The following is a 12,579-nucleotide window of genomic DNA, read 5'->3' as shown; positions in this document are numbered from 1 at the left end:
GCCTGGTTTTATGATCGAAAAGAGTACGGCTGTTACGTCGTCACAGTAGTGTTGGAGCTTGGAGCGAATTGGACAATTTCGAGCACAACCGGGGTGTTAGCTGGAATCGAGCCGCTTCCGGTCGGGACGGTAATGGACAGTGACCCGACGCCGGTAGCTCCTGGGGTGTACGTCAATATCCCTTCCATTTGCAAAACGCCGTTAATGTACACGTTAAAGTAGCTATTGTTAGTTGCCAATGCTGGCAGCTGTGTCGCTTGGCTGCCGTCGTCTTGCAAAAAGCTGGCTGCGTCGATCGTTAAGGTTGCTCCTTCTGCTGTTTCAGCTGTTGTGATGTAAAAAAATCTTGCGACGTCTGGTGCAACCTCTGTCGTGGTAGTAGCGGCGACAAACAATTTAATTAATTGCAAAGCCATACAATCTCCCCTTCTCCATTTTGTGTTTAACATGCTGTGGCCCCGAAGCTGAGCCAATTATCATCCGTTCTTTTTAGTATCTGGAACTCTGTTGGCAATCAGCCGGTGCCATAGGTTCATTTTATTGTATGGATTAATTACAGAGGATGGCTCGGCGATTGCCGTAATGGGAGAAAAATGATGTTTTTGCCCTGCTATACCAGCCTGTTTTACCAGTGAATTTGAATTATGAAACAAACATTTTAAACGAATTTGGTCGTTTTATGATCCTGTTATAATAGACGGAATTAAGTGGAATATAGTGATTTTTTACTACCGTTCATTAACCTGCCATTTTGTTTGCTATTCACTTTGAAGATGGGAGGTGAATATACTAATGCAAAATATCTTGCGGAGTGAAATGATCACGAAACAATATGGTGTGTTTGGGTGAGCAAACGAATGAAACGGACATCTTCAACAGCAAAACATGTGATTGCTGCTTCCAAAGTATACGATTGGACCCATGCTGTACTGACCATTCCCCTCCGTGTGGCGCTCCACTTCCCTCCGCGTGTCTTGCAGGCGGAAACGTACCAGTATAACACCATATCAGACGGAGTGAAAACCGTCTATACAGACGGCGATGAACTGAGAGAGTACGGCGACCGCGGTATTTTAGATCCGAAACATGTATCATGGATCAACTTGTTTATTAATGGGGTGCTGCAACCGGAAAAACTGTATGAGGTGGAAAAGGGGAAACTGACGTTGAAAACAGCCGAGCCGCCGCCAAAAGGTGCGCCGATTATTCTTCAATTTATTACCATTAAAATGGGCTTCTAAATTTTTTGCCCCTCCAGCTGCGGATTTGGTTCTTAGAAAAGAGTGTTTTCAACAATGGTGAAGCCTTGGAGAGAGCTCCAAGGCTTGGCTCGTCATCCCCTGAAATATTGTTCGATAAAATCTTTAACAAGAGGAGAGAGTTCGTTTGGCAATTCATGAAAAGGGAAGAATTTCACTTCCAGCGATTCTTCCCCGTCTTCTTTCAGTTCTCCACCGCGGATATCACGGGTGAGATAAACAACAGTGACTGGGTAATATTGATCTCCATTAGGCAGCCGAACAAAATATTTTTTTCCAGAAAACACATCGACTAGTTCCAGTTTGCCGATTTCCAGCCCTGTTTCTTCCCACACTTCCCGCCGGGCTGCTTCTTCTGCGGACTCCCCCAACTCCAACAAACCGCCGGGCAGTCCCCATAAGCCGTCGCGGCGTTTCTGCAATAAAATCCGCCCGCATTCATCGGTGACAGCGACCCCGGCTCCCGCCAAGATGATCGGCCGGGTTCCAATGATTTTTCGCAGTTCTTCAATGTATCCCATGTGCACGCTCCTTTCATGGCCATCGATGGCATAGTATATGTTTGGTCGCTGACAATGGCCGCGGCGGTTGATAGAAAGCGAAACGAAATCGCTCGTTTGATGGCGGCCAAACGGGTGCGTTTAGCCCCGTTTGTTCTGAATGATGCCGTTTAGAGACATGCGGCCGTGGACGGTTCTCTTCATTGATTTTTCAAACGAAAATATAGTATGCTGATAGCGCAGCGATGATGAATGTGGAGGGATGAGGGCAATGTCAATGGCTTACGAAGACTATATGCGCCAACTCGTGCAGCCGATGCGCGATGAACTTGTCCGCGCCGGTTTCCGCGAATTGCGCACAAGCGAAGAAGTCGAGCAGTTTATGAAACAAGTGGAAGGAACGACGTTTGTTTTTGTCAACTCAGTGTGCGGCTGCGCCGCTGGATTGGCGCGCCCCGCGGCGACGCAGGCGGTGTTGCGGAGCGAGAAAAAGCCGGACCATTTGGTGACGGTGTTCGCTGGCCAGGATAAGGAAGCGACAGCGAAAATGCGCGAGTACTTTGTCGGTTATCCGCCGTCTTCGCCGTCGATGGCGCTCTTAAAGGGGAAAGAAGTCGTTCACTTCATTCCGCGCGAAGACATCGAGTTTCACTCGATGGAGGACGTGATGGAAAATATTTTGGCTGCGTTTGACAAATATTGCGGCTGATGCGGTGCGAGCGAGGAGCGAACCGCTTGCGTTGATTCGCTTTCGTTCCGCATACAACGGCGCGTTGGCGGGAACGATAAGGGCGGAGGTGATCGGGCGTGCCGAAGCGGAAAAAAGATCGTTCGAAAACGGGCGTCAGCGCCCCAGATGTTCGAGGGCAAGGCACGACGGAGACGGAGACAGGCGCGTTCGAGCTTGACTCTGCCCGCAAAAAAACAAAAATCGATTAAAAAGGAGCTCCCGATGCGGGGCTCCTTTTGTCGTTTTCATGCGCAAACTCCCTTCGCATCCAACAGAATGCCAAGGGAGCTGGATGGATCGCCAAGAGCGTTTAGGCGTTGGCGATACAACTATAAATAAAGTAAAGCAATGTAATGAGGCTGGCCGCAAAAAAGATCGTGTTCATGTTTCATTTTTCCCGCCTTTCTGTCTATATTTTCGCTGAGAATCTATGATACACTATTCATGTGAACTACCCCCACTTCGCTTTGCTTGAAGTGGGAGCTTCTCAGTTCCACGACGAAAGCATTCTTTCGTCTCCCTGAGCGTGACTTCGGGTCGTCCCAACCCTAGGCATCCGACGATTCGGAGTTCTTTCGCGCCTTGGATATTTTACGCATGGAAGGCTTTGCTTGGTTTTCGCATTGGATATTCTCCATGCAACCCCCTATATCCAGTTCACAAAGAACATGATATACCTTGATTTTATCATGTGTTTTGGCTGACGCCAACCGACATCCATTTGTCGCTGATCGCTGGGCTGCAACCTTCACGCGGTTGAAGCGGGTGTCTTCTTTCGGAACTATGATAAAAGTATATACCAACAAAAGCAAAAAGAAAATGCAGTTTTTGTCTTGTCAAGGGAGAGGAAGACGAAATGAAAAAAGCGAAACGAATGAACGCGTTTTCGGCATCGATTTTTGCCGAATTGGCGGCGTATCGCCAACAGCGGCGCCATCTTCATGACGAGTGGATCGATTTAAGCGTCGGCAGCCCGGATTTGCCCACGGCGCCGTTTGTGCGTGAGGCGATCGCCCGCTACGCCAACGAGCCGAATGCGTACGGCTACACATTAAGGGGCATTCGCGAGTTTCATGAAGCGGTCGCCGACTATTATCGCACGGCGCATGGCGTCGTGCTCGATCCGGAGACGGAAGTAACGTACGTCATCGGATCACAGGACGGGCTCGTGCATTTGCCGATGGTGTTCGCCGACCCGGGGGATGTCATTTTATTGCCGGATCCCGGGTATCCGGCGTATGCGGCGGGGGTGGCAATGGCGGAAGCGGAGCCGTATTTTCTGCCGCTGAGGGAGGAAAACCGCTTTTTGCCGGATTTGCGTGCGATCCCGGAGGACATCGCCAAACGGGCGGCGATCATGTTTCTTAACTTTCCAGGGAATCCGGTGCCCGCCGTAGCGACAGAATCGTTTTATCGCGAAGTGGTCGAGTTTGCGAAGCGGTACGATATTCTCGTTGTGTCCGATTTTGCTTACGGCGAGCTGTATTATGACGGAAACAAACCGGTGAGTTTTCTTTCTGTTCCAGGCGCAAAGGACGTTGGCGTGGAGATCAATTCGTTGTCCAAAAGCTACAACATGGCCGGCTGCCGGGTCGGCTACTTATGCGGAAATGCCGAGGTGATTCGTGCGTTTGCCGAGTTCAAGTCCAATTTGGATTACGGCATTTTTTGGCCGCTGCAAAAAGCGGCCGCGGAAGTGCTCCGCCATGGCGCCGGCTTTTGCGCCCAGAGCCGCATGATGTATCAAGCGCGCCGCGATGTGCTCGTGGATGGACTCGCTGACATCGGTTGGACGGTTGACCGTCCGCAAGCCGGCATGTTCGTGTGGGCGAAAATTCCGGACGGATGGACGTCGCTTTCGTTTGCGAAGGCGCTCATCGACCAAGCCGGCGTCGTTGTGACGCCTGGGCACGCGTTTGGGCCGAGCGGCGAAGGGTATGTGCGCATCGCCCTTGTCCAGCCGGAAGAAGTGTTGCGCCGGGCGGTCGCAAAATTAAAAGCGACCGGCTTGTTCGCGTCTCCGGCCGCTGATCGGCGGTAGCGGGAGGTGAAGGCGATGAAGCTGCCGTCTTGGCTTCGAAAAACGCTTGTTGCCGCCATTACCGTCTGCACGTTTGGACTCGTCACACCGCCCGCTTCGCTGCTCGCGGCCAAAGATCCGCCGTCAGATGATGCATCGTCTTCCGACTGGCAGCACAGTCCAACAAGTCGTGCCGAGGAAGCGGTTTCGTTGACGCGAGCTCAATTCATTGAGCGGACGATGGAAAAGGCCGTTGCCCAGTCCCATGAAAAATTCGGCCGCAAAATCGCTCCGGTCATTGAAGATGAGTTTCGCGCCGTCATTTTGCCGCGCATGGAAGAAGTGATCGCCGAGCTTGCCGATCGTTATCCGGAAGAGGAGCTCCGCTATTTGGCTGTTTCGGAAAATCCGTCTGGCGGGCAAGGAGAACGCATTTTCCATATTTACCGCGCCGATACGGGAGAAGATGTCATTCGCTTCCACGTCCGCCGCGAACATCCGCCGCAAGACGGATATTGGTTTCAGTTTCACTATCATACATGCGATGATGGGTTTCAAGCCCATCATGAACTCGGGAAAATCTACTGGTCAAAAAATACGCCGCCGAACTGGCGTACATAATCGCCTACGGTTCTTTCCTGATTTTGCGCGTTTTTTCCCGCTTCGTTCTATGATATGATTTTCATAGATTGAAAGAAGCGGGGGAACCACGATGAAACGGCTGTTCACTAGTTTGTTGGCGGCGCTGTTCGCCGTTCCGCTTCTATCGTTCTCACCGTATCCGGCTGCCCATGGCGTGCTGCTTGAAGAAAGCAGCCTTGGTCTTAGGGGTGTTCCGTCTCATGATGTGCTTGGCCGCATCATCATCGTGCCGGAGACGGAGTTTTCCGCCTCTGAAGCGAATGAAATGATCCGGACGCTCGCCCGCATTGATCGCACGATTTTAGAGCAGGCGGCGGACCACCATATTTACATCCAACTGTTGACCGGCCCGATCACCGATGAGCCGACGGCCCGCCATTTGCGCGGAAAAACGCCGCGCGGTTATATGCCGGGTTCGAAAACATGGGATGACGTGCCGGGCATCGGTGGGTCGCATTTAGTGCTTGTCCGCCTCGGCCATAGCGAAAAAGGAAAAGGGCATGGCTCGGTCAATTTGGAGCTGCATGAGTTTGCTCATTCGCTCGATTACATCGTATTTGACCGCATTCATGAAACGGACGAATTTCAAGCGATTTGGCGGGAGGAGGCGCCGCGGCTCTTTCCCGGCGAATATTATTTTTTGACTTATCCGGAAGAGTATTTTGCCGAGTCGTTTGCCTATTATTATGCAAGCGACAAGACGCGGCAAACGTTGCGGGCGGCAGCGCCGAGAACATATGCGTTGATCCGCGGATTGGCGGAACGGGCCTCGTAAAAGGCTCGTTTTTTATGGACAAGTGGTTCACCATGCGTTGCTTTATGGTATGATAGAGCGTGAGGTGAGAACATTGCGGCAATATTTGCAGCTTTTGGAGGATATTTTGGAAAACGGCGTCGAAAAAGAAGACCGCACGGGCATCGGCACGCTGTCGGTGTTCGGCCGCCAGCTCCGCTTCAACTTGCAAGATGGATTTCCGCTCGTGACAACGAAAAAATTGCATATCCGCTCCATCATTTATGAACTGCTTTGGTTTTTAAAAGGCGATACGAACGTCCGCTATTTGCAGGAGAATGGCGTGACGATTTGGGACGAGTGGGCGGACGAAAACGGTGATCTCGGCCCGATTTACGGCGCGCAATGGCGCTCATGGAAAGGGGCGGACGGGAAAACAATCGACCAGATCGCGTGGGTCGTCGAGGAGATCAAACGAAATCCGAATTCACGCCGGCTGCTTGTGAGCGCTTGGAACGTGGCGGAATTAGACGAGATGAAGCTGCCGCCGTGCCATTATGCCTTTCAGTTTTATGTCGCGAACGGTCGGTTGTCGTGCATGTGGCAGCAGCGCTCCGTTGATACGTTTTTAGGGCTGCCGTTTAACATTGCCAGCTACGCGCTGTTGACGCATATGATCGCCCAGCAATGCGATCTCGATGTCGGCGAACTCATTTTCACCGGCGGTGATGTCCATTTGTACAAAAATCATCTCGAACAGGCGAAACTGCAGCTGACGCGCGAGCCGCGCCCGCTGCCGAAGCTCGTGATCAAACGGAAGCCGCCGTCCATTTTCGATTACGAATACGACGATTTTGAAATTGTCGGCTACAACCCGCATCCGACGATTAAAGCACCGGTGGCTGTGTAAAGGAGAGGACGCGATGATTTCGCACATTGTGGCAATGGATGAAAACCGGGTGATCGGCAAAGACAACCGCTTGCCTTGGCATTTGCCGGCCGATTTGGCGTATTTTAAACGGGTGACAATGGGCCATGCCATCGTGATGGGGCGCAAGACGTTTGAAGCGATCGGTCGGCCGCTTCCCGGCCGCGATAACGTCGTTGTCACGCGCAACCGCTCGTTTCGCCCGGAAGGCTGCCTTGTGCTTCATTCGCTCGAGGCAGTCAAGCAATGGATCGCATCGCGCGCTGATGAAGTGTTTATCATCGGCGGGGCCGAACTGTTTCGGGCGACGATGCCGATTGTCGACCGGCTGTATGTGACAAAAATTTTTGCTTCCTTCCCCGGCGATACGTTTTATCCGCCCATTTCTGACGATGAATGGGAAATCGTTTCCTATACGCCAGGAGGGAAAGATGAAAAGAATCCGTATGAACACGCCTTTATCATTTATGAGCGGAAAAAGGCGAAATAGATGGGACACGGGCATGGATATGCGTTTGTCGTTGGCGTACGAAACGTTTGCGAAGACGACCCCAAAACGGGGCGTCTTTTTGTTTGAGATCCGAACATTTTGAAAACGTGTTTCTGCATAGAAGCGGGGCGAAAAAGGAACGATAATCAATAGAACCACAATGGAAATGGAGGAAGACGATGAAACATATCGTTCCGTTTGTCGTCAAGCTCGCTGCTTGGAGCGTCGTCTTGTTTTCGATGTTTACGATCTTCGATGCCCCGCTTTCCTTGATTTCACTCATGACGATCGTGACGGCGCTTGTTTCTTATATGATCGGCGATCTGTTCGTGTTGCCGCGCGTCGGCCATTTTGTCGCTGCCGCTCTTGACGTGCCGCTTTCCTTTTTGCTTATTTGGCCGGTCAGCTTTGCCCTCATTGCCCCGTCCGTCAACATGGCATACGGCGCGTTTTTCAGCTCCTTGGCGATCGGGGCGGTTGAAGCGTTTTTCCATTTGTATATGGAAAACCATGTGCACGAAGAAGCAAGAAGGGAAGAAGCGCACCGCTGGTATGATGAAGGAAGATGGGCGACGGAATTTGCCGAGGAAGAAGAGTTCAAAAAAGAGGACGACCGGGCATAGCGCCGGTCGTTTTTTCTGTCCGCTTGCGCATGAAGAAGTAGTTCGCCGTACATATGCTGCACAATTCGCCGCGTTGCCGTCTGGCAGGACGGCTAGAGAGAGGTTTCGAGCAGGAAGGACGGCGCTCATCGGATGGCGTCAGTCCAAAAGCGTGAATCCGGTCGGCGGAAGCGTCCGGTAAAGCGGGATAATCGCGATGATCGCGAGCCAGCCCATCTTCACTCAAAAACTTTTCGAAAATTCCCTTTTCTTTTTGCGGATTTGTGATATAATCTACAAATCAAAGACAACTTAGAAAAGAAAGGGAACGAGAGCATGGAACAACAGCTGAAACGAAAGCAAGGGGCGGTATACGTCGAGGACATTTTGATCGCGTATCATACGCTGAAGGATGTTGTTTTCCATACGCCGCTGCAAAAAAATCCGCTGTTATCCGAGCGCTACGAGTGCAATGTCTACTTAAAGCGCGAGGATTTGCAAGTCGTGCGTTCGTTTAAGCTGCGCGGGGCGTACAACCGGATGAAGCATTTAACCGATGAGGAGCGGAGAAACGGGGTGGTATGTGCCAGCGCCGGCAACCATGCCCAAGGGGTGGCCTATTCATGCCGGGCGCTTGGCGTGCATGGGAAAATTTATATGCCGGCGACGACGCCTCGGCAAAAAGTGTCGCAAGTGCAGCTGTTTGGCAAAGACATGGTCGAGATCGTGCTTGTCGGCGACACGTTTGACGATTCATACAACGAAGCGGTGAAGTGCGCCGAGGCGGAAGGGCGGACGTTCATCCATCCGTTTGATGATGAATACGTCATCGCCGGACAGGGGACGATTGGCGTCGAGGTGCTCAACGACTGCGATGAACCGATCGACTTTTTGTTCGCCAGCATCGGCGGCGGGGGATTGATGGCCGGACTAGGGACGTATGTGAAAAGCATTTCTCCGTCCACCAAAGTCATCGGGGTCGAGCCGGCTGGCGCCCCATCGATGAAAGCGGCGCTCGAGCACGGACATGTGGTGACGCTCGATGAAATCGACAAGTTCGTTGACGGCGCTGCCGTCAAGACGGTCGGGGAAAAGACGTTCGCCTTATGCCGCGGGGTGCTTGATGACATCGTCGTCGTTCCGGAAGGAAAAGTATGCACGACGATTTTGGAGCTGTACAACGAAAACGCCATTGTCGCTGAACCGGCAGGGGCGCTGCCGATCGCCGCGCTTGATTTTTACAAGGAACAAATCCGAGGCAAAACAGTCGTCTGCGTCATAAGCGGCGGCAACAACGACATCGACCGGATGCAGGAAATCAAAGAGCGTTCGATGATTTACGAAGGACTGCAGCACTATTTCATCGTCAACTTCCCGCAGCGGGCTGGGGCGTTGCGTGAGTTTTTGGATGAAGTGCTTGGGCCGACCGATGACATCACCCGGTTTGAATACACGAAGAAAAACAACAAAGAAAGCGGACCGGCGCTTGTGGGCATCGAGCTGAAACGGCGCGAAGACTACGCGCCGCTCATCGAGCGGATGAAGAAAAAAGGCTTCCCGTTCCAAGAGGTCAACAAAGACCCGAACTTGTTCCATCTATTGATTTGACGAAAAAAGTCGGAACAAATTCGCCGCATTCCGACATACTTTTTCACCGGATTGGTGTATAATAAAAGTAAATCGGTGAAAAAGAGGATTGATATTTTGCTATTCAAAAGCCTCGAGTTCAAAAACGCATATGGACAGAAGGTCAAGATTATCGAAATTCCTGTATTGGAGGAAGAGAACACATACCGATTCATGATCCAACTGCGCTTGGAGGCGTTTATTGCAAAGGTGTACCGATCGAGAACGAGCCGTTCTGTGTATTCGTTCCGCGAACATTTGAAGAAAGTGCTGAAATGGCCTGTATATGAACAGATCTTTAAAGAAACGGCGTTAAAGCATAATGCATGACTGTTGTTGTTTTGCCCTTGGCGGCAAAACAACTTTTTTTCTGCCGGTATCGTTCATAATGGGCGATGTTCCTGCTTGGGGATGAGCCGAGCTTGCTCATGGACGTTTTTAGGTAGGATTTTTGCCGGTTTCATTATATAATGGAAACGAGATCATCAGTATTAGGAGTGAGCGAATGAAACCAATCAAAATTGTAACCGACTCAACGGTCGATGTGCCGTTTTCGGTGCTTGCCGAGCACGGCGTTGAAGTCGTTCCGCTTCATTTGACATAAGCCGATCGCCGCTCTGGTTGACGGGCTGTATACGCCGGTTGCCCAGGTTCGCAGCTTTTCGCAAGCGGTGTCCCATTTGGCGGGCCGTCTTGTCGAGGAACAAGGGGCCAAACGGGTAGAGAAAATCGCCATCGCCCATGCCGATGCTCCTCGGTGGGCGGAGCGGCTCAAGGAAGCGGTGACAGACATCATCGGCTATTCGCCGATTGACATCGTTGAAACAACGCCGGTCATTTCCATTCACACCGGTCCCGGGGCGCTGGCGCTCATGTACTACGCCGAGGAAGCGCCGCTTGATGAATAAACGCCGTTATTGGCGGCATCAACATATTTTGGTCGAAAAGGAAGGACCTATCGATGTGGAAACGAATCGCACTTTTTCTCGTTGTTCTTTTGCTGGCGGCGTGCGGAAAAACGATTCCGGACGCCAAAAACTGGCCGGTTGAGGACTTTACGTTTGTCGATCAGTCTGGTCAGCCGTTTGGACTTCGCGACTTGAAAGGAAAAGTGTGGGTCGCCGATTTTATTTTTACAAATTGCGAAACGGTTTGTCCGCCGATGACGGCCCATATGGCCAAGCTAAAGCAAATGGCAAAGAAAGAAGGACTGGATGTCGAGTTTGTCTCCTTCAGCGTCGACCCGGAAGTCGACACGCCGGAAAAACTGGCGGCGTATGCGAAGCAATTTACAGATGATCTAGCAAACTGGCATTTGCTGACTGGATACAGCCCGGCCGAGATCAGCGAGTTGGCGCAAAAAAGCTTTAAAACGATCGTGCAAAAGCCGGCCAATGACGACCAAGTCGTGCATGGCACCAGTTTTTATTTGGTCGGGCCAGACGGAAAAGTGGTTCAGACGTACAGCGGCGTGCAAGATGTGCCATACGAAACAATTTTAGAGCATATCAAAATCGTGCAGTCGTCGCAATGAGGCAAAAACGGCTACCGCCTTTTTGCCTTCTTTTCGTCTTTCCCCTTGTTGCGGCAAAAGGCAGGTGTCAAACAATGAGACGGTGGGGATGGTTGTTGTGCTGCTGGCTGCTCGCCGGATGCGTGTCGCTTTCGGCGGGCGGAAAGCCGGAGCGCCCGCATGAAGCCGCCGTCAAGCAGACGGAAGCAAAGCCGCTTCCGAAAGATATACATTTGGTCGCTTTAGGCGATTCGTTGACGGAAGGAGTGGGGGACGGCGAAAGGAAAGGCGGGTATGTCGGCCGCCTTGTCCCGCTCCTTTCGGCAGAAGACGGGGTGCGGACAGTCACCGTAGCGAATTTCGGGAAACGCGGACGGCGCATCGCTGAATTGGAACCAGTCATTCACGCCCATCAAGCGGAGCTCGGGCGGGCTGATATGATCTTGATCACCATTGGCGGCAACGATGTGATGAATGTCGTCCGCTCGCACTTTTTAGACTTGTCGCGCCAGCGGTTTCAGCAAGCCACGGAAATATTTGCCGACCGACTGGATCATCTATTGATCTCGCTTCGCACGATCAATCCGGATGCGGTCATTGTGCTTGTGGGTCTATACAATCCGTTTTCCACGACGTTGCCGAATATTCCGGAAATCAATGATGTCATTACCGAGTGGAACAAGGCAAGCCAGGCGGTGCTTTCCCGTTATGACCGAACGATTTTCGTTGATATTCAAGACATCTTCATCGACCGCGACGAATTGCTTCATCGCGACGAATTTCATCCGAATGCCGCAGGATACGAACAGATGGCCATGCGAGTGCATGAAGCGTTAGATCAACAAAAAGAGTGGTGGGTAGGGAGCTTATTGCAATGAATTGGAAACGAGCGTTTTGGATGTTGGCGGCTGTCAACGCCGCGGTTCTTGTTTGGACTGTCGCCTGGCTGTTCGAACCCACTTCACCGGTGAAGCGGCCGGCGCGCCCAAATGTGGAGGGAGCTTCGTTTACAGTATACTCGAAGAAGGAGCATTTGAACGCCGTCATGAACGACTATTTGGCAGAAAAAACGAAAGGCCATCCGCTGCAATACCGCGTTTGGCTCGCCGATCGCGTCTATGTTTCAAGCGAAATCCCCATTTTAGGCCGCTCGGTCGAACTTGTCGTCTCGTTTGTGCCCAAAGTAATCAAAGGAGGGAATGTCGAGCTCACGGAGCCGACGATTTCGCTCGGCGACTGGAAGCTGCCAGTGACGTATGTGCTTCGCTACTTGCAAAAGCACGCCCCGCTGCCGGATGAAGTGGCGATTGACCCGGAGCACACCCGCGTCTACGTCGCGCTCACGGACATTCGCTTTGGCAACGGCTATCAAGTGGCGGCAAAAAAAATCGATTTGGCCGCCGATGAGATCGTGTTTACCTTAACAATTCCGACGAAGCAGCACCAGTAAAAAAGGGCTGACCTAAAACGCACCCGCGTTTTGGGTCAGCCCCTTTTTTGCGATTGGGAGCTCCTTTGCCATCTGCTTTTCCGACG

Annotated in this window: 18 protein-coding genes; 16 read left to right on the top strand and 2 right to left on the bottom strand. The window is 51.9% G+C overall.

Translation table 11 applies throughout. The features are described from left to right. Window positions 1–32 precede the first annotated feature (32 nt). Entirely contained in the window at window positions 33–416 is a 384-nt protein-coding gene (locus JCR24_RS03610; protein WP_238980096.1) for a DUF4183 domain-containing protein, read from the bottom strand. Window positions 417–857: 441 nt separating this feature from the next. Here JCR24_RS03610 and JCR24_RS03605 point away from each other — a divergent pair, with 441 nt between their 5' ends. After that, window positions 858–1,241, top strand: coding sequence for a DUF4183 domain-containing protein (locus JCR24_RS03605; RefSeq protein WP_015374894.1), 384 nt, complete (start codon window positions 858–860; stop codon window positions 1,239–1,241). Between the two features lie 92 nt (window positions 1,242–1,333). Here JCR24_RS03605 and JCR24_RS03600 read toward each other — a convergent pair whose 3' ends face one another. Next, on the bottom strand, window positions 1,334–1,780 hold the full coding sequence (locus JCR24_RS03600) for an NUDIX hydrolase (protein ID WP_011231274.1): 447 nt from the start codon (window positions 1,778–1,780) through the stop codon (window positions 1,334–1,336). A 250-nt stretch (window positions 1,781–2,030) separates the two neighbouring features. Here JCR24_RS03600 and JCR24_RS03595 point away from each other — a divergent pair, with 250 nt between their 5' ends. The 15 genes from JCR24_RS03595 (at window position 2,031) to JCR24_RS03525 (ending at window position 12,493) form a co-directional block, all read left to right on the top strand. Then, window positions 2,031–2,468, top strand: a complete 438-nt coding sequence (locus JCR24_RS03595) for a BrxA/BrxB family bacilliredoxin (RefSeq protein ID WP_011231273.1) — start codon at window positions 2,031–2,033, stop codon at window positions 2,466–2,468. Window positions 2,469–2,566: 98 nt separating this feature from the next. Then, window positions 2,567–2,698 (top strand): YuzL family protein, encoded by a 132-nt coding sequence (locus JCR24_RS03590; RefSeq protein ID WP_011231272.1) that lies wholly within the window; start codon window positions 2,567–2,569, stop codon window positions 2,696–2,698. Between the two features lie 647 nt (window positions 2,699–3,345). Further along, window positions 3,346–4,530 carry an LL-diaminopimelate aminotransferase gene (locus JCR24_RS03585; RefSeq protein WP_238980095.1) on the top strand — a complete coding sequence of 395 codons (1,185 nt, stop codon included), beginning with the start codon at window positions 3,346–3,348 and terminating at the stop codon, window positions 4,528–4,530. 21 nt (window positions 4,531–4,551) lie between these two features. Next, entirely contained in the window at window positions 4,552–5,130 is a 579-nt protein-coding gene (locus JCR24_RS03580; RefSeq protein WP_025039120.1) for a YpjP family protein, read from the top strand. A gap of 91 nt (window positions 5,131–5,221) precedes the next feature. Next, complete coding sequence (locus JCR24_RS03575) at window positions 5,222–5,926, top strand: anthrax toxin lethal factor-related metalloendopeptidase (protein WP_011231269.1); 705 nt, start codon at window positions 5,222–5,224, stop codon at window positions 5,924–5,926. Between the two features lie 73 nt (window positions 5,927–5,999). Continuing rightward, on the top strand, window positions 6,000–6,794 hold the full coding sequence (thyA, locus tag JCR24_RS03570) for a thymidylate synthase (RefSeq protein WP_060788083.1): 795 nt from the start codon (window positions 6,000–6,002) through the stop codon (window positions 6,792–6,794). A 13-nt stretch (window positions 6,795–6,807) separates the two neighbouring features. After that, window positions 6,808–7,302 carry a dihydrofolate reductase gene (locus JCR24_RS03565; protein ID WP_033006160.1) on the top strand — a complete coding sequence of 165 codons (495 nt, stop codon included), beginning with the start codon at window positions 6,808–6,810 and terminating at the stop codon, window positions 7,300–7,302. 179 nt (window positions 7,303–7,481) lie between these two features. Then, window positions 7,482–7,925 carry a YndM family protein gene (locus JCR24_RS03560; RefSeq protein WP_020755891.1) on the top strand — a complete coding sequence of 148 codons (444 nt, stop codon included), beginning with the start codon at window positions 7,482–7,484 and terminating at the stop codon, window positions 7,923–7,925. A 315-nt stretch (window positions 7,926–8,240) separates the two neighbouring features. After that, a complete protein-coding gene (gene ilvA, locus JCR24_RS03555; RefSeq protein WP_013145299.1) occupies window positions 8,241–9,512 on the top strand; it encodes a threonine ammonia-lyase IlvA in 1,272 nt (423 codons plus the stop codon). A 96-nt stretch (window positions 9,513–9,608) separates the two neighbouring features. Continuing rightward, window positions 9,609–9,860, top strand: coding sequence for a YpmP family protein (locus JCR24_RS03550; RefSeq protein ID WP_015374891.1), 252 nt, complete (start codon window positions 9,609–9,611; stop codon window positions 9,858–9,860). A 175-nt stretch (window positions 9,861–10,035) separates the two neighbouring features. Beyond that, window positions 10,036–10,134: a DegV family protein gene (locus JCR24_RS03545; RefSeq protein WP_023634460.1), complete on the top strand. Its 99-nt coding sequence runs from the start codon at window positions 10,036–10,038 to the stop codon at window positions 10,132–10,134. A gap of 4 nt (window positions 10,135–10,138) precedes the next feature. Continuing rightward, complete coding sequence (locus JCR24_RS03540; protein ID WP_370643305.1) at window positions 10,139–10,438, top strand: DegV family protein; 300 nt, start codon at window positions 10,139–10,141, stop codon at window positions 10,436–10,438. A gap of 53 nt (window positions 10,439–10,491) precedes the next feature. Further along, a complete protein-coding gene (locus JCR24_RS03535) occupies window positions 10,492–11,064 on the top strand; it encodes an SCO family protein (protein ID WP_011231262.1) in 573 nt (190 codons plus the stop codon). 74 nt (window positions 11,065–11,138) lie between these two features. After that, window positions 11,139–11,921 (top strand): SGNH/GDSL hydrolase family protein, encoded by a 783-nt coding sequence (locus JCR24_RS03530; protein WP_011231261.1) that lies wholly within the window; start codon window positions 11,139–11,141, stop codon window positions 11,919–11,921. Next, complete coding sequence (locus tag JCR24_RS03525; RefSeq protein WP_011231260.1) at window positions 11,918–12,493, top strand: YpmS family protein; 576 nt, start codon at window positions 11,918–11,920, stop codon at window positions 12,491–12,493. Before JCR24_RS03530 ends, JCR24_RS03525 begins: the two co-directional genes overlap by 4 nt. The last annotated feature ends 86 nt before the right edge of the window (window positions 12,494–12,579 follow it).

The sequence above is a fragment of the Geobacillus sp. YHL genome (assembly GCF_022341265.1).
Taxonomy (GTDB): Bacteria; Bacillota; Bacilli; order Bacillales; family Anoxybacillaceae; genus Geobacillus; species Geobacillus thermoleovorans.
The sequence above is the reverse complement of the archived record's forward strand: the minus strand, read 5'-3'. Positions and strand labels throughout refer to the sequence as shown.